The organism is Streptomyces venetus (assembly GCF_039540295.1).
Taxonomy (GTDB): Bacteria; Actinomycetota; Actinomycetes; order Streptomycetales; family Streptomycetaceae; genus Streptomyces; species Streptomyces venetus.
The window spans coordinates 20,292-36,778 of the sequence record NZ_BAABET010000006.1; the positions used below are offsets into that span (position 1 = coordinate 20,292).

A 16,487-nucleotide genomic window follows, 5' to 3' on the forward strand; every position below is an offset into this window, starting at 1 on the left:
TTCTGCCCTGGCGGGCGGTCAGGAGTACTCGGAAGAGGTACGGACGTGCGCCCGGAGCCGTTCACACGCTTTCCGCGACGGAACTCTCCGTACTCTCCGTCCCGCCGAACTGGGTCCGGTACAGCTGCGCGTACCGTGCTCCCGCCGCCAGCAGTTCCTCGTGGGTGCCGCGTTCCACGATCCGGCCGGCCTCGACGACCAGGATCTGGTCCGCCGCCCGGACGGTGGAGAGCCGGTGGGCGATCACGACCGCGGTCCTGCCTTCGAGGGCTTCGGAGAGTGCTTCCTGGACGGCGGCCTCGGAGGTGTTGTCGAGGTGGGCGGTGGCCTCGTCGAGGATGACGACGCGCTGCCGGGCCAGCAGCAGCCGCGCGATGGTCATGCGCTGGCGTTCCCCGCCGGAGAGGCGGTAGCCGCGTTCGCCGACCACGGTGTCGAGACCGTCGGGCAGGGACCGGACGAGGTCGTCGAGCCTGGCCCGGCGCAGGGCGTCCCACAGGTCGGTCTCCGTGGCGGTGGGGCGGGCCAGGAGGAGATTGGCGCGGATGGTGTCGTGGAAGAGGTGGCCGTCCTGGGTGACCATGCCGAGGGTCTCCCGCAGGGACCGGGCGCTCAGGTCGCGGACGTCGACGCCGCCGACGCGCACGCTGCCCTCGTCCGTGTCGTAGAGGCGCGGCAGCAGTTGCGCGACGGTCGACTTGCCCGCGCCGGAGGAACCGACGAGGGCCACGGTCTGGCCCGGTTCGGCGCGGAAGGAGATGCCGTGCAGGACCTCGTCACCGCCGCGTCCGTCCAGGGCGGCGACCTCTTCCAGGGAGGCCAGCGAGACCTTGTCGGCGGCCGGGTAGCCGAAGCGGACGTCGTCGAACTCGACCGCGACGGGTCCGTCGGGCACCGGGCGGGCGTCCGGTTTCTCCTCGATGAGCGGCCGGAGGTCGAGCACCTCGAAGACCCGCTCGAAGCTGACCAGGGCGCTCATCACCTCGACGCGGGCGCCGGCCAGTGCGGTCAGCGGCGCGTACAGCCGGGTCAGGAGCAGTGCCAGCGACACGACCGCGCCCGGTTCCAGGGTGCCGCGCAGGGCGAGGTAGCCGCCGAGGCCGTAGACGAGGGCCAGGGCGAGGGCGGAGACGAGGGTGAGGGCGGTGATGAAGGCCGCCTGGGCCGTGGCGGTGCGGACGCCGATGTCCGCGACCCGGCGGGCGCGCTGCGCGAACTCCGCCGACTCCTCCTCCGGGCGTCCGAAGAGCTTGACGAGGGTCGCGCCGGGTGCGGAGAAGCGCTCGGTCATGCGGGTGCCCATCGCCGCATTCAGCGTCGCGGCCTCCCGCTGCATACGGGCCATTCTGCTGCCCATGCGCCGGGCCGGGATCACGAACACCGGCAGCAGCACCAGCGCCAGCAGGGTGATGTGCCAGGACAGGGTGAGCATCACGGCGAGCGTGAGCAGCAGGGTGACGAGGTTGCTGACCACTCCGGAGAGGGTGTTGCTGAACGCGCGCTGGGCGCCGATGACGTCGTTGTTGAGACGGGAGACGAGGGCTCCCGTACGAGTGCGTGTGAAGAACGCCACCGGCATGCGCTGCACATGGTCGAAGACGGCGGTGCGCAGGTCGAGGATGAGGTGCTCCCCGAGCGTCGCGGACAGGCGCCGGCCGAGGATGCCGAGCGCCGCCTCCGCCACCGCGATCAGCGCGATGAGCAGGGCCATGCGGACGACGGTGTCCTCGTCGCCGTCCGCGACGATCACGTTCACGACCCGCCCGGCCAGGACGGGCGTCGCCACGGCGAGCAGGGCGGTCCCCACGCCGAGCAGGACGAAGAGGGCGATGCGGCGCCGGTGCGGCCGGGCGAACGCACCGATGCGGCGCAGGGTGGCGAGGGCGAAGGGGCGGCGCTCCCGCTCGGCGTTCATGACGCTGTGCAGTTGTGTCCACGCTGTGGTCTCCATGCTCATGGCAGGGAAGATAGAACCTCAAGCAATCTTGAGGTCAAGAGGTTCGCGCATCGCCCCGGCATACCGCACAATCGGCCCGATCCCCCTCCCTTTCGCTCACCTCTCCCCGTTCCCCGTGCAAAGGCCCCGATGACGCTCTCCTCACAGCCGCTTCCCGCGCGTAAGACGCCGTCCCCGCTTCCGCAACCCGCCGTTGGCGGGGCATGGGAAGCCTCTTCGGACGTGACAGCGGTACAACTCCCCGACATCCGCCCGGGACGGCTCCCCCGTCGCGTCCCGGTCCGCCGCGTGCGTCAGATCCTGTGTCTGCTTCCGCTCCTGCTCGTCACCGTGGTCGCGGTGCGGCACCGGTCGGTACTCGCCGAGGGCTTCGCGCATCTGGGCACCGCCGAGTGGCCGTGGCTGCTGGCGGCGGTCGGCGCGACCTGTCTGACCTGGGTCGCCGCCGCCTGCACCCGGCAGGGCGCGGTGGTCGAACGGCTGCCCCGACGGCGGCTGCTCGCGACGCAGTTCGCCGCTGGCGCGGCCAACCACCTGCTGCCGACCGGGCTGGGCGCGAGCGCCGTGAACCTGCGGTTCATGACGGTGTGCGGGCTGCCGCTCGCCCGCTCCTCGGCCGCCCTCGCGCTGTATCTGCTGGCGGAGAGCGTCGGCCGGGTGGCCCTGCTGGGCGCCCTGCTCGTCGCGTTCCCGGACGCGCTGCGGCTCGGCACGCTGCTGCCCGACGCGGCGTTCGGCCCGCTGCTGGCCGGTGCCGGCGTGGTGCTGGTCGTCGCGGTGACGGTGCTGGCCCTCGTGCGGCGGGTGCGCTCCGCCCTGGTGTCCTTCCTGCGGACGGCGCTCGGCGAGGCGCGCTCGGTCCACACGCGCCCGGCCCGGGCCCTGGCCCTGTGGGGCGGTTCGCTCACCTTCCCCGCGCTGCAGGCCTCCGTACTGGTCCTGGTGGGTCAGGCGCTGGGCCTGTCGGTGCCGCCCGCGCACATGGCGGTGGCCTACCTGGCGGCGACGGTCGCCGTCGCGCTGGTGCCCACACCCGGCGGGATCGGCTCGGTGGAGGCGGCGCTGGTCGTGGCGCTGGTGGCGGCGGGCGGCCCGGCCGCGGTGGCGACGGCCGTGGTGCTGGCCTTCCGGGTCATCACGGTGTGGCTGCCGCTGGTGCCCGGCGCGGTGACGCTGGCCGCGCTGGTGCGGCTGAAGGTGATCTGACCGCCCGGCAGGCGAGCGGGTTCACCCGTCCCTCCACGGTCCCACTCCGTCACGTCCTGTCCCGGAATGGCCCGTTCCCCGGTACGGAACCCCGTGCGGGATACGGCAGGATGAACGATCGTGCCGGCCGCGGGTCAGGGTGGTCCGGCACGAACGGAACATCCCGGCAAGACGAGCAGGTGACGACGTGACGAGACTTCATATCCCGCCGCAGGTGACGGTGTTCGCCGCAGTTCCGCGCCCCGGAGGTGACCGGTGAACCGTACGCTCACCGTGGACGACCTGGTCTTCGCCGGGATCGCCCTGGGGTCGGGTCTGCTGGCGGCCTTCGCGCTGCGCATGCTGCTGCGCTGGCTGGGCCGGCACGCCGACCGCACCCGCTGGACGGGGGACGACGTCATCGTGCACGCGCTGCGGGCCGTGGTGCCGTGGGCCGCGGTCGTGGGCGGGGTGGCGGGCGCGGCGGCGGTGCTGCCGCTGACCCGCACGGTGCAGCACAACACCAACCAGGTGCTGACGGTGCTGCTGATCTTCGTCGCGACGGTGTCGGCGGCGCGGGTGATCACCGGACTGGTGCGCACGGTCACGCAGTCCCGCTCCGGTGTGGCGGGATCGGCCACGATCTTCGTCAACATCACGCGGATCCTGGTCCTGGCGATCGGCTTCCTGGTGGTGCTGCAGACGCTGGGCATCTCCATAGCCCCGCTGCTCACCGCCCTGGGTGTCGGCGGTCTGGCGGTGGCGCTGGCGTTGCAGGACACCCTGGCCAACCTCTTCGCGGGCATCCACATCCTCGCCTCCAAGACCGTCCAGCCCGGTGACTACATCCGGCTGAGCAGCAACGAGGAGGGTTACGTCGAGGACATCAACTGGCGGCAGACGACGATCCGCAATCTGTCCAACAACCTCGTCGTGATCCCCAACGGTCAGCTCGCGAAGACGAACATGACCAATTTCATGCGCCCCGAGGAGCAGCTGACCGTCCTGGTGCAGGTCGGGGTGGCGTACGACAGCGATCTGGACCATGTGGAGCGGGTGACCAACGAGGTCATCGCCGAGACGATGACCGAGGTCGAGGGAGCCGTGGCGGACCACGACCCGATCATCCGGTTCCACACCTTCGGCGACTCCCGCATCGGCTTCACCGTGATCCTGGGCGTCGGCGAGTTCAGCGACCAGTACCGGATCAAGCACGAGTTCATCAAGCGCCTGCACAAGCGCTACCGCGCCGAGGGCATCCGCATCCCCGCCCCGGCCCGGACGGTGGCGCTCCAGCAGGGCGCGGCCGTCATCCCGCAGCAGCGGACCGGCGAGATCGAGCCGGGCGGGATCACCGCGGCGCGCTTCGACTGAGACCCTCCGGCGCCGTTGCGTCGCCGACGGTGATCCGCGCCACCCCGGTGCGGGCCGTCGGCGACGCCTCGTGGTCCGTCGGGCACAGTGCGTCGGACGCTTGCCCGAAATCGGTCGCGGACCCCTGTCGAGACACGGTCGATCACGAGATATCTTGATGTCGAGCAATGTTGCAGACGTGGAGCGGAGCACCCGGTGACTGACTCGACCATCATCTATACGCACACTGACGAGGCCCCGGCCCTGGCAACGTATTCCTTCCTGCCGGTGGTCCAGGCGTACGCCTCGCAGGCGGGTGTCGCCGTCGAGACCCGCGACATCTCGCTGGCCGGGCGCATCATCGCCCTGTTCCCGGAGTACCTGAGCGAGGACCAGCGCATCCCGGACGCCCTCGCGGAGCTCGGCGAGCTGGCCAAGACGCCCGCCGCCAACATCATCAAGCTGCCGAACATCTCGGCGTCCATCCCGCAGCTCAAGGCCGCGATCGCCGAGCTGCAGGGCCAGGGCTACGCCCTGCCGGACTACCCGGACGAGCCGAAGACCGACGAGGAGCGCGAGATCCGCGCCCGCTACGACAAGGTCAAGGGCTCCGCCGTGAACCCGGTCCTGCGTGAGGGCAACTCGGACCGCCGCGCCCCCGCCTCGGTCAAGAACTACGCCAAGTCCCACCCCCACCGCATGGGCGCCTGGTCCGGCGAGTCCAAGACGGACGTGGCGACCATGGGCCAGAACGACTTCCGCTCCACCGAGAAGTCCGTGGTGATCGCCGAGGACGGCACGCTGCGCATCGAGCTGGTCGGCGACGACGGCACCACCACCGTGCTGCGCGAGTCCGTACCCGTGCAGCAGGGCGAGGTCGTCGACGCCTCCGTGATGCGCGTCGCCGCCCTGCGCGAGTTCCTGACCGCGCAGGTCGCCCGCGCCAAGGCCGAGGGTGTGCTGTTCTCGGTGCACCTGAAGGCGACGATGATGAAGGTCTCCGACCCGATCGTCTTCGGCCACGTGGTGCGCGCCTTCTTCCCGAAGACGTTCGCGCGGTTCGCCGACAAGCTCGCCGCGGCCGGCCTGACCCCGAACGACGGTCTGGGCGGCATCTGGAAGGGCCTGGACGCCCTGCCGGAGGGCGCCGAGATCAAGGCCTCCTTCGACGCCGAGCTCGCCGAGGGCCCGGAGCTGGCGATGGTCGACTCCGACAAGGGCATCACCAACCTGCACGTGCCCTCGGACGTCATCATCGACGCCTCCATGCCGGCCATGATCCGCAGCTCCGGCCACATGTGGGGCCCGGACGGCCAGGAGCACGACGCCCTCGCGGTCATCCCGGACTCCTCCTACGCGGGCGTCTACCAGGCCGTGATCGAGGACTGCAAGGCCAACGGCGCCTTCGACCCGTCCACCATGGGCACGGTGCCGAACGTCGGCCTCATGGCGCAGAAGGCCGAGGAGTACGGCAGCCACGACAAGACCTTCGAGATCGCCACCACGGGCACGGTCCGCCTGGTCGACCAGAACGGCACCGCTCTGATCGAGCAGGTCGTCTCGGCCGGTGACATCTTCCGCGCCTGCCAGACCAAGGACGCGCCGATCAAGGACTGGGTGAAGCTGGCCGTCACGCGCGCCCGCGCCACCGGCGACCCGGCGGTGTTCTGGCTGGACGAGACCCGCGCGCACGACGCCAACCTGATCGCCAAGGTCAAGACCTACCTGCCGGAGCACGACACCGAGGGCCTGGACATCCGGATCCTCAACCCCGTCGAGGCCACCAAGCTGTCGGTGGAGCGCATCCGCCGCGGCGAGAACACCATCTCGGTCACCGGCAACGTGCTCCGCGACTACCTGACCGACCTCTTCCCCATCCTGGAGCTGGGCACCAGCGCCAAGATGCTGTCGGTCGTCCCGCTGATGGCGGGCGGCGGCCTGTTCGAGACGGGTGCGGGCGGCTCGGCCCCGAAGCACGTCCAGCAGCTGGTCAAGGAGAACTACCTGCGCTGGGACTCCCTGGGTGAGTTCTTCGCCCTGGTGCCGTCCTTCGAGCAGTACGCCAAGGTGACGGGCAACGCCCGCGCCCAGATCCTGGCCGACGCCCTCGACCGCGCCACGGCGACCTTCCTCAACGAGGACAAGTCCCCGACCCGGCGCGTCGGCGGCATCGACAACCGCGGCAGCCACTTCTACCTGTCCCTGTACTGGGCGCAGGAGCTGGCCCAGCAGACCGACGACGCGGAGCTGGCGAAGGCCTTCGCCCCGCTCGCCGAGACGCTCGCCGCCAACGAGCAGAAGATCGTCGACGAGCTGGTCGGCGTGCAGGGCAAGCCGGCCGACATCGGCGGCTACTACCAGCCCGACCCGGCGAAGGCGGCCGAGGTCATGCGCCCGTCCGCGACCTGGAACGGCGCCCTGGCGTCCCTGAGCTGACGCCACCGGCCCCGGGCTGACAGACGGCCCGACGGCACGCGACCCCGCCCCGACCGGCACGCCGTCCGGTCGGGGCGGGGTCGTTCTCGGAGAAGCTGGAGCCCCGTGGGGGACCCCCCTGACACCGTCCGTGGAGCCGCCGCATGACCGACGACCCGCAGCCCTTCGACGTCCTGCCCGGCGCCGGGCACTCCCCCGTGATCCTGCATGTGCCGCACGCGGCGCGGGAGGTGCCGCCGTCCGTACGGGCGGACATCGTGCTCGACGACGAGCAGCTCGCCCGGGAGCTGGACCACATCACCGACGCGCACACGGCGGAGATCGCCGAGGTGGCGGCCGGCCTGGCCGGAATCACGCCGTGGCGGTTCGTCAACCGGTTGTCGCGGCTGGTCGTCGACCCCGAGCGGTTCCCGGACGAGCGGGAGGAGATGCGGGTCGTCGGCATGGGGGCGGTGTACACGCGGACCACGCACGGCGACGCGCTGCGGCCCGAGCACGTCGAGGCCGGGCCGCTCGTCGAGCGGTACTTCCTGCCGTACGCGCGGGCCATGACGCGGGCCGTTGCGGAGCGCCTGGCGGCCACCGGGCGGGCGGTGATCGTCGATGTGCACTCGTATCCCAGTGCCCGGCTGCCGTACGAGCTGCACGGCGAGGGGCCCCGGCCGCCGGTGTGTCTCGGCACCGACTCCTTCCACACCACGGACCGGCTGCTGGACGCCGCGCGGACGGCGTTCGGGGAGACCGAGCTCGACAGCCCGTTCAGCGGGGCCTACGTCCCGCTGGAGTTCTACGGGACCGACCCGCGGGTCGAGGCGCTCATGGTGGAGATCCGCCGGGACACCTACATGACCGAGCCGGGGGGACCCGCCGGGCCCGGGCTGGAACGGCTCGCCGGCGCCCTGGCCCGCCTCGTCGACGCCGTGTCCGGCTGAGGCGAGGCCGTACCGGCCGGCCGGCACGGGCCCGGCTCAGGCCCGCAGCCACTCCGTCACCACCACGTCCCCTCCGGTGCGCACGCGCAGGGCGAACGGGCCGGGCGGCGGCGCGGCGGCGGTGAAGCGGCCCAGGTCGTCGGCGGTGAGCGAGGAACCGGGGCGGGGGCCGCCGAGCACCTCGACGCGGGCCGGCTGCGGTGGCAGCACCTGTCCCATCAGTCCGTGCGCGGTCACCTCCACGTCGACGGTCACCTCGCCCGCCCGGAAGGTCAGCATCCGGGGCGTGTCGCCGGCTCCCCGGACCGGGAGGGAGTCGACGAGCGAGTCGAAGGTCAGCTCGGCGACGCGGGCCTGAAGGTCGTGCAACGCGTAGGCGTCGACGGCGATCTGCTGGAGCTCCGGCGGTACGGGGTCCAGGACCGCCGCGGCCTGCCGCAGCTCCTCCTCCAGCAGCCCTGCGTCGAACTCCTCGTCGTCCCAGCCGTCTTCGTCGAGCACCTCGTCGTGCAGGCCGTCGTCGTGCATGCCGCTCACATCGCCCCCCGCGCCTCGAGCCGGGCCCGTAACCGCCGCAGGCAGCGCTGCCGCAGCGGCCCGATGCTGCCCACCGCGATACCCAGCGCGGCGGACACGTCCTGGTAGCTGGGCGGCGGCGAGGCCATCAGCACACGCAGTAACTGCCTGCACCGCTCGCCCAGTTCCTCGAACTCCTGCCACAGCCGCCGTACCCGTTCGCTCTGGGCGGCGGCCTCCTCGGAGTCGAGCAGCGACTGTTCCGGCGTGCCGTCCTCGCTCGCCCGGTCCAGTACCTGCGGATCGTCCGTCAGGGTCAGTCGTCGCGAACTCCGGATCACCTTCAGGCACTCGTTGCGCGCGGTGGCCGCGAGCCACGCCCCCGCCTTGCCGGGCTCGCGGATCCGCCCGAGGTGCTGGGCGAAGCGGAACCACGCGGTCTGGTACACCTCGTGGGCGTCGGCGTCGGAGAGCCGGTGGGCCCGGACCACGGACCACACCAGGGGGCTCAGCCCTTCCACGAGTGTCTTCCAGGCCGCCGCGTCGCCGTCGGCGGCGGCCTGGACGAGTGCCCCGGCATCGGTACGGTCCACGGCAGCCTCACCCCTCGTGTACGGCACGTCATGGTACGCCGCGGAGGGGACGACTCCGGTCCTCACAGGCCGGGCGCCAGGCGCACGACCGGGACCGGGCGCCAGGTGGGCGGGCGCAGCGCGGGCACGTGCGCACCGCGCACCTCCGCGAAACCGGCGCTCCCGGCGAGCAGTTGCCGCCGGGCCGCGCGCGGGTCGGTCTCCTTGTGCGCCGTCATGTGGGCGGCGACCAGTCCGGCGGCCACCGGGGTGGCGAAGGAGGTGCCGCTCCACTGCGCGTACCCCTCGAACATCACCTGGTCCGGCTTCGCCGAGGCGTTCTCGTCGCTCAGTACGCCGGAGTGGCGGGGGTGCCGGCAGGTGCAGTCGTACGTGAAACCGTAGCGGCAGGCGTCGTACGTGGAGTGCTGGTACACGTACGGGACGGGCGACTCGAAGCCGGTGAGGGCGCTGGTGAGGCGCTCGCCGGGGGCGTAGACCTTCACCCAGGGGCCGTGGTTGGTGAAGCAGGCGCCGAACTCGCCGTCGCTGCGCAGGGCGCCGACCGAGAGCACGGAGTCCTCCCAGCCGGGGAGGTCGGCGTAGGCGGCGGGCCAGAACGGGGTGGCACTGCCGTTGTTGCCGGCGGCGGCGACCAGCAGGGTGCGCTGCCCGCGCAGTTCCCGCATGAAGTTCTCCACGCCGAGCAGGCCGTCGGTGCGGCCGTTGGAGGTGCCCGCGGAAAGGCTGAGGATGTCGGGCCAGCCGTCGGCGTCGACGGCCTCGAAGAGCTTCTCGCCGAACTCCGACTCCAGGACGGCGCCGGCGTCGTTGAGGCTGCCGCGCACGGTGATGTCGGTGCTGGGCGCCACGGCGGCGACGAGGCCGGCGATGAACGTGCCGTGGCCGACGTACTGCCGGAGGACCCCCTGGTCGTCGCACTCCTGGAGCTGCGCGTCGCCGCCGGTGTGGGCGAGCAGCGGGCAGGAGCGGTAGTCGTGCGTGAGGCCGGTGTCGACGACGAGGACGCCGACGGCGGTGTCCGGGTCGTACGGCGTGTCCGCGGCGGCCGGGTTGGGTGGCTCGCTGAGCGGGGCGGGCACGGGTTCGTCGCCGGGGCAGGCGTTGACCGCGATGTGCACCACGTGATTGCGGGCGACCATCCGGTGCCCGGCCCTGGCCTCGTGCTCGCGTACCGACCGCAGCGCCTGCGCGACGGCCCGGTCGGCGCCCCGGTGTCCCTCGCCGGGGTCCCCGACCCGGATCCGGCTGACGCCGCTGCGGTTCGTCTCCGGGCCCGCCCGGCGGATCTGGTCCTGGTCGAGGTCGGGTGCCGCCGTGAAGTGCGCCCGTACGGTGTCCTCGACGAACCGGGCCTCCTCGCCGTCGCGGACGAGGACGACGCCCTTCTCGTACATGAACTCGGCCGAGTCGTCCGGGCCCATCGCGAGGGGGACGTCCGGCATGGAGCGCTGGATCTGGTCGAACTGCTCGTGGAATCGCTGAGGTGCCATGGCGGTGTCCTCCCACTGTGCGACGGCGTCGGTCGGTGCGGGCGAGCGGTCGTCGGTACTCCTCGACATGAGCCGCCGGGCCGCCCTTTGATACAGCGCCGAACCTGTGTGGCAGGGTCGCGGCCCACTACCATCCTTGGAGTGACAGCGGGAAGCGACTCGGTGCCGGAACTGCTGCCGATGGTGTTCGCCGACCCGCGCGAGGCCCTCACGAGGGCCCGGGCGCTGCTCGACACCGATCCCTCCCCGCTGGACGCGTCCGTCGCCCACCAGGTCGTCGGCATCTGGCAGCGGGACTTCGGCGACCTGCGGCTGGCCCTGAACCACCTGCGGCGGGCCCGGGAGCTCGCGGCACGGGCGGACTCCGCCGACCGGGAGGCGGACGTACTGGCCACCCTGGGCGTGGCGCTGGTGCACGCGGGCCGCACCCGGGAAGGCCTGGCGGCGTTCGAGCGGGGAGTCGCGCGCGGCGGCGGACACACCCGGGCGCGGGTGCTGTACCGGAGGGCGTACGTGTGGTGGGTGCTCGGTCACCATCGCGAGGCGCTGGAGGACGTACGCCGGGCGGTGCCCGTGCTGCGGCAGGCGGAGGACGTGATCTGGACGGCGCGGGCGCTGACCCTGCGGGCCACCGTGCATCTGGCGCTGGGGGCGGTGGAGCGGGCCGAGGCGGACTTCACGGCGGCCGAGGCGCTGTGGGACACCACGGGCCAGGAGCACGACAAGGCCGACGCGGTGGAGAGCCGGGGGCTCGCCGCGTTCCGATCCGGTGACGTACCTGCGGCGCTGCGACTGCTAGACGAGGCGGAGGAGCGCTACGCCCGGCTCGGCACGCCGACGTTCATGCTGAACATCCGGCGCTGCGAGGTGCTCATGGCGGCCGGGCTCGCGCCCGAGGCGCTGGCCGAGGCGGACGCGGCGATCGGCAGGCTCGACGGGATCGGCGGGCAGTCCACCCGCAAGGCGGAGCTCCTGCTGGCCGCCGCCCGGGCCGCGCGTCCGGCCGGCGACCCGCACACCGCGATCGCCCGTGCCGCCCTCGCGGTACGGCTGTTCGCCGGGCAGCGGCGCACCTGGTGGGAGGCGCACGCCCGGCTGGTGCTGATCGAGGCGCGGCACGCGGCCGGACGGAACTCGGGGCGGCTGGTCGCCGACGCCGCCGCGGTGGCCGAGAAGCTGGCCGCCTTCGGCGCGCCGGCCGCGCCCGAGGCGTCGTTGCTCGCGGGCCGGATCGCGCTGGACCTGGGCTGGACGGCGGACGCGGAGCGGCATCTGGCCGTGGCCGCGCGCAGCCGGCGCAGCGGGCCGCCGCTGGCGCGGATGACGGGCTGGGCGGCGCAGGCGCTGCGGGCACGGGCCGCGGGGTCGGCGCGGGGTGTGCTGGAGGCCTGCCGGCGCGGCCTGGACGTGCTCGACGACCACCGCACGACGCTGGGCGCCTCGGAGCTGAGGGCCCGCGCCACCGAACAGGGCGCGGAACTGGCCGCGTTGGCGCAGGAGGCCAGTCTCGTCTCGGGCGGGCCGCGGCGGCTGCTGGTGTGGAGCGAGCGCTGGCGGGCCACCGTGCTGTCCACGCCGCCGACCCGGCCGCCCGCCGATCCGGAACTGCTCAGCGGCATGACCGCCTTCCGCGAGATCGCCTCCCGCGCGGAGGCCGCCCGGATGGAGGGCCGGCCGGTTCCGGCGCTGGAGCGTGAACAGCGGCGCCTGGAGCGGCGGATCCGCTCCCGGACGCTGCACATGCGGGGCGAGGCGCCAGGAGAGGGGGACCGGTTCGACGTCGGCCGGCTGCTGGAGCGGCTGGGCGACGAGGTGCGTCTGGTAGAGCTCGCCGTGCTCGACGGGCGGGTGCAGGTGCTGCTGTGCGGGCGGGGGCGAGTGCGCAGGTTCGAGGCGGGGCTGCTCGCCGAGGCGGAGGCCGAGGCCGAGCACGTCCAGGCCGGGCTGCGGCGGCTGGCCCATCCCGGGGCCGAGGCGCGGCTCGCGGTGGTGGAGGCGGCCGGGCGCCGTCTGGAGGAGCTGCTGCTGGGACCGGCCGCGGCGCAGCTGGGCGGTGGCCCGGTGGTGGTCGTGCCGCCGGGGCGGCTGCACCGGGTGCCGTGGGCACTGCTGCCTTCGCTGCGGGAACGGGTGCTCAGCGTGTCGCCCTCGGCGGGCAGTTGGCTGCGCGCCCGGGAGACCGCTCCCCCGCCGGACGGCCGGCATGTGCTGGTGCGCGGGCCGGGCCTCGCGACCGGTGGCGCCGAGGTGCCCGAACTGGCCGGCCGGTACACCTGCGCCACGGTTCTGGAGGACGGCGAGGCGCGGGTGCCGCGCGTGCTGGAGGAGCTGGACGGGGCCGCGCTGGCACACATCGCCGCGCACGGCACGTTCCGGGCGGACAGCCCGCTGTTCTCCTCCCTGCGGATGGCCGACGGGCCGATCGTCGTGCACGACTTCGAGCGGCTGGACCGCAGCCCCTACCGGATCATCCTGTCCTGCTGCGACACCGCCCGCCTCGCCTCGGTCGGCGCCGACGAACTGCTCGGGCTGGTCACCGCGTTGCTGCCGCTCGGCACGGCCGGGGTGGTGGCGTGCAGCGCGCCCGTGAACGACGCGGCGGTGGTGCCACTGATGCTCGCGCTGCACAAGGGCCTGGGCGCCGGCCTGTCGCTGGCGGAGGCCCTCCGCGACGCCCGGGCCGCCCTTCCGGGCGACGCGCTGCACCAGGCCACGGGGTGGGCGTTCGCGGCGTTCGGGGCGGCCTGACCCGTCCCCTGTTCGGGTCAGGCCGCCGGTTGAGGGACGGCAGTGCCTAGGCCGGTCGGGCTTCCGGCAGTTCCGTCAGCCAGGGCAGGGCGTGGCGGTCGCTCGCGCCGAGCCGGGCGTAGGCGCTGTACAGGTGGTTGCCGACGGTGCGGATGGACAGGGTGAGGCGTTCGGCGATCTGCCGGTTGCTCAGGCCCGCGGCCGCGAGGGTGACGATCTGGCGCTGCCGTGCGGTGAGTTCGCCGAGGGCCAGCCCGGACAGGGCGGGGGTGCGGGCGCCCTGGCAGCGGCGGGCCAGGGCGACGGCCCGGGTGCGGGAGTGCCGGGCGGCGCGCGGATCGCGGTGGGCGTGTGCGGCCTGGGCGTGCGCCTCCGCGGCGAACAGGGTGAAGCCGCGCCGCTCCAGCTCCTCGGCCACCCGGTCCAGGTCCGGGCCGTCCGCGCGGGTGAGCGCGTCGGCGTGCCGGGCGAACACGCCACTCAGCCGGTCGATGACCTTCTCGGGAGCGCCGAGCCGGACGGCGTCGTAGGGGTCGGTGAGGTCCGCGAGGGCGGTGTCGAGGTCCGTCGGGTCGTCCACCGTCGCGGAGGCGCGACTGAGTTCCTCGCGGCACGAGGCGTGCCCGGGCTCTGTCCGCAGGCCCTCTCTCGCCCAGGCCGCCGCCTCTCTCAACTCCCCCCGCAGGCGGGCGAATCCGGCGCGTACGGCGGCGTACCGGCCGGGCAGTGGGGCGCCCTCGGCGACCAGCCACTCCCCCACCGGTGTGGGCGTCGCCCGTACGTCGTCCCGTTCGATCCGCGCGGCCAGTGCGGCCGACTCGGCGTCCAGTGCGCGGGCGCAGGCGTCCGGCGTGCGGGACAGCCGGCGTGCCCGCAGCCGCCCCGCCGCGGCCCTGAGCACCGGGCCGTACAGGGGGTGGGCGAGGCGGACCCCGCCCCGGTCGTCGACCTCGATCAGGCCGTCGGACTCCAGGACTTCGAGGGCCCCGATGTCCAGGTCCTCCAGGTCCGGCGCGAGGGGTTCGGCGAAGGCGAGGCGGTCGAGGGTCTCGCGTTCGAGCGGGCGGGTGCGGCCGAGGACGGGAGCGGTGCGCTCGCGGAGGGCCGTGGTCAGCGGAACCGGGCCCCGCCACGCGCGCTCCTCTGTGCCCTGGACGGGAGTCAGCAGCCCGCGCACCGCCCCGAGCAGCTCGCGCAGCAGCCGCAGGTCGCCCTGGCTGAGCCGGTGCAGCCGGGCGGCGGTGAGCGGATCGAGCGGGCCGGCGGCGGCCGTGAGGAGCTGCGTGATCTCCTCCTCCGGCAGCGGTTCCAGGGCGAGGCGGGGCAGGAGTTCACCGGTCCACAGCCGGGAGATCGCGCCGGGCACCGGGGCGCCGTCCGTGGCGACCACCAGCAGACGGGTGCGGCCGTGCACGGCGAGCTGGTGGACCAGGGCGGCGGAGGCGTCGTCGAGGAGGTGCGCGTCGTCCACCAGCAGCGTGCGGACGCCGGACAGCAGGTGGACGGCGCGGTGCAGGGTGACCGACTCGGGCAGCAGATGGGCGAACGCGGCGAAGGGGATGGCACGGCTCTCCGGCGTACCGGCGGCCCGGGCACAGTCGGTGCCGCGGACGGCCTCCCTGGCGAGGCGGGTCTTGCCGCAGCCCGCCGGTCCCGTCACCACGATGCCGCGGGGCCCGCCGGTCAGGGACCGGCGGACGAGCTCCAGTTCGTTCTCCCGCCCGGCGAACGGCCAGGGCGGTTCCAGCGTTGTCGCGTCCCTCTCGTAAGTCGTCACACAGACATGAGCGCGGCTGCTCACTTCTGATACAGGGCGACTTGAGTAGCCCCCGACTCAGGCGCCCGGGACCGGAGGCAGGGCAGGCTGTGGCCATGACCGCACGCTACTGCTCGCTGGCCCAGGCGCCGGCGCCCGCCTTCGCACCGGGGCTGGCGGCCGAGCGGCTGAGCGCGCTCGTGGGCGGGCGGCGGATGTGGGTCAACGGCACCGTTCTGCACTACTGGTTCTTCGGCCGCGACACCGACGCGTCCGTCATCCCCGTGCCGGGGACGGGGATGACAGGGCGGGTGCCGTGGGCCGGCGCCGAGGAGCAGCGGGACGTGGTGCGCGCGTGCTTCCAGCAGTGGCAGGACCTCGGCATCGGGCTCGTCTTCACCGAGGTCGACGACCGCTCGGAGGCCGAACTGCGCATCGGGTTCCAGCTCGGCGACGGCTCCTGGTCGGCGGTCGGCCGGGACGCGCTCCTGGCCGGCCGGAACGAGCGCACCATGAACTTCGGCTGGGACCTGACCGCTCCGGGGGGACGCGGGACGGCCCTGCACGAGATCGGGCACGCGCTCGGCATGCTGCACGAGCACCAGAGCCCGTGCGCCGGGATCCACTTCGACGACGAGGCCGTGTACGCCGAACTGGCGGGCCCGCCCCACCACTGGAGCCGGGAGAAGACGCACTACAACATCCTGCGCAAGCTCGGCCCCGACGAGGTCAACGGCTCCGTCTGGGACCCACAGTCGATCATGGAGTACCCGTTCTCGTCGGGCCTGGTCCTGGAGCCGGAGCAGTACCGTGCGGGTCTGCACCCGCCGGGGACCCTGTCCGCCGCCGACAAGGAGTTCGTGCTCCGCTGGTATCCGCCGGCGGAACTGCCCGACCCGCCCGCGCTGGTGCCGTTCCGTTCGGCACCGCTCGGTCTCGGACCGGGCGAGCAGGCCGACTTCGTCGTCGACCCGCCGGAGACCCGCACCTACAGGCTGGGCACCTTCGGCGACAGTGACACCGTCGTCGTGCTCTTCGAGGAGCGGGACGGCGAGCCCCGCTACCTCGCCGGCCGGGACGACGGGGGAACTCCGCACAACGCCACGATCAGCGCCCGGCTCGTCAAGGGCCGCCGCTATGTCGTCCGTGTCCGCCTGTACTCCGCCTGGGGTTCCGGCGAAACGGCGGTGATGTGCTGGTGACGGCACGGACGCGCCACGCGGACAGCTGAGCCACAGTCCGGCACCGGGGGAGCGGTCGAGGACGTCGTCCATGGGGGTGGGTGACGTCCTCGACCACGCCATGTCCGGGACCGGGCGCCGGTGTACCAGCGCGTGCGCCGCCGTCCGCTCGTTCACGGCCGTCGTCCGGCCGGTGCGGGGGCGCACGGTCGCCGCCACGCTTCACTTCCTGGTCCTCCCCGAGGGCGGCGGGGCGGACACGGGGCGCACCGGCCGGGTGGTGTGGATTCTCCCCACGGGCCGGCAGCACGGTCTCACGGCCGTGCTGCCGGCGTGA

At 73.4% G+C, this 16,487-nt stretch carries 12 protein-coding genes; 7 read left to right on the forward strand and 5 right to left on the reverse strand.

Annotated elements, in window-relative coordinates:
* Nucleotides 1-61 precede the first annotated feature (61 nt).
* Entirely contained in the window at nucleotides 62-1,951 is a 1,890-nt protein-coding gene (locus ABEA82_RS20180; protein WP_345663458.1) for an ABC transporter ATP-binding protein, read from the reverse strand.
* A gap of 312 nt (nucleotides 1,952-2,263) precedes the next feature.
* On the opposite strand from ABEA82_RS20180, the gene ABEA82_RS20185 reads away from it, so the two are divergent.
* The 4 genes from ABEA82_RS20185 (at nucleotide 2,264) to ABEA82_RS20200 (ending at nucleotide 7,863) form a co-directional block, all read left to right on the forward strand.
* Nucleotides 2,264-3,163, forward strand: a complete 900-nt coding sequence (locus tag ABEA82_RS20185; RefSeq protein WP_345663460.1) for a lysylphosphatidylglycerol synthase transmembrane domain-containing protein — start codon at nucleotides 2,264-2,266, stop codon at nucleotides 3,161-3,163.
* Between the two features lie 255 nt (nucleotides 3,164-3,418).
* Nucleotides 3,419-4,516 carry a mechanosensitive ion channel family protein gene (locus ABEA82_RS20190; protein ID WP_345662966.1) on the forward strand — a complete coding sequence of 366 codons (1,098 nt, stop codon included), beginning with the start codon at nucleotides 3,419-3,421 and terminating at the stop codon, nucleotides 4,514-4,516.
* Between the two features lie 195 nt (nucleotides 4,517-4,711).
* Nucleotides 4,712-6,931 carry an NADP-dependent isocitrate dehydrogenase gene (locus tag ABEA82_RS20195; RefSeq protein ID WP_345662967.1) on the forward strand — a complete coding sequence of 740 codons (2,220 nt, stop codon included), beginning with the start codon at nucleotides 4,712-4,714 and terminating at the stop codon, nucleotides 6,929-6,931.
* Nucleotides 6,932-7,074: 143 nt separating this feature from the next.
* Nucleotides 7,075-7,863 carry an N-formylglutamate amidohydrolase gene (locus tag ABEA82_RS20200; protein WP_345662968.1) on the forward strand — a complete coding sequence of 263 codons (789 nt, stop codon included), beginning with the start codon at nucleotides 7,075-7,077 and terminating at the stop codon, nucleotides 7,861-7,863.
* A gap of 36 nt (nucleotides 7,864-7,899) precedes the next feature.
* Here ABEA82_RS20200 and ABEA82_RS20205 read toward each other — a convergent pair whose 3' ends face one another.
* From ABEA82_RS20205 to ABEA82_RS20215, 3 genes are all read right to left on the reverse strand, one after another.
* Nucleotides 7,900-8,391, reverse strand: a complete 492-nt coding sequence (locus tag ABEA82_RS20205) for a hypothetical protein (protein ID WP_345662969.1) — start codon at nucleotides 8,389-8,391, stop codon at nucleotides 7,900-7,902.
* Between the two features lie 5 nt (nucleotides 8,392-8,396).
* Nucleotides 8,397-8,972: an RNA polymerase sigma factor gene (locus ABEA82_RS20210; RefSeq protein ID WP_345662970.1), complete on the reverse strand. Its 576-nt coding sequence runs from the start codon at nucleotides 8,970-8,972 to the stop codon at nucleotides 8,397-8,399.
* A gap of 62 nt (nucleotides 8,973-9,034) precedes the next feature.
* Nucleotides 9,035-10,465, reverse strand: a complete 1,431-nt coding sequence (locus ABEA82_RS20215; protein ID WP_345662971.1) for a S8/S53 family peptidase — start codon at nucleotides 10,463-10,465, stop codon at nucleotides 9,035-9,037.
* A 180-nt stretch (nucleotides 10,466-10,645) separates the two neighbouring features.
* Here ABEA82_RS20215 and ABEA82_RS20220 point away from each other — a divergent pair, with 180 nt between their 5' ends.
* Entirely contained in the window at nucleotides 10,646-13,213 is a 2,568-nt protein-coding gene (locus ABEA82_RS20220) for a CHAT domain-containing protein (RefSeq protein WP_345663461.1), read from the forward strand.
* A gap of 46 nt (nucleotides 13,214-13,259) precedes the next feature.
* Here ABEA82_RS20220 and ABEA82_RS20225 read toward each other — a convergent pair whose 3' ends face one another.
* Entirely contained in the window at nucleotides 13,260-14,990 is a 1,731-nt protein-coding gene (locus ABEA82_RS20225) for a LuxR family transcriptional regulator AbsR2 (RefSeq protein ID WP_345662972.1), read from the reverse strand.
* A 95-nt stretch (nucleotides 14,991-15,085) separates the two neighbouring features.
* Here ABEA82_RS20225 and absR1 point away from each other — a divergent pair, with 95 nt between their 5' ends.
* Nucleotides 15,086-16,171 carry a beta-glucuronidase AbsR1 gene (gene absR1, locus ABEA82_RS20230; protein ID WP_345662973.1) on the forward strand — a complete coding sequence of 362 codons (1,086 nt, stop codon included), beginning with the start codon at nucleotides 15,086-15,088 and terminating at the stop codon, nucleotides 16,169-16,171.
* A gap of 70 nt (nucleotides 16,172-16,241) precedes the next feature.
* The gene (locus ABEA82_RS20235; protein WP_345662974.1) at nucleotides 16,242-16,487 is read left to right on the forward strand and encodes a hypothetical protein; all 246 of its coding nucleotides are present in this window, start codon (nucleotides 16,242-16,244) and stop codon (nucleotides 16,485-16,487) included.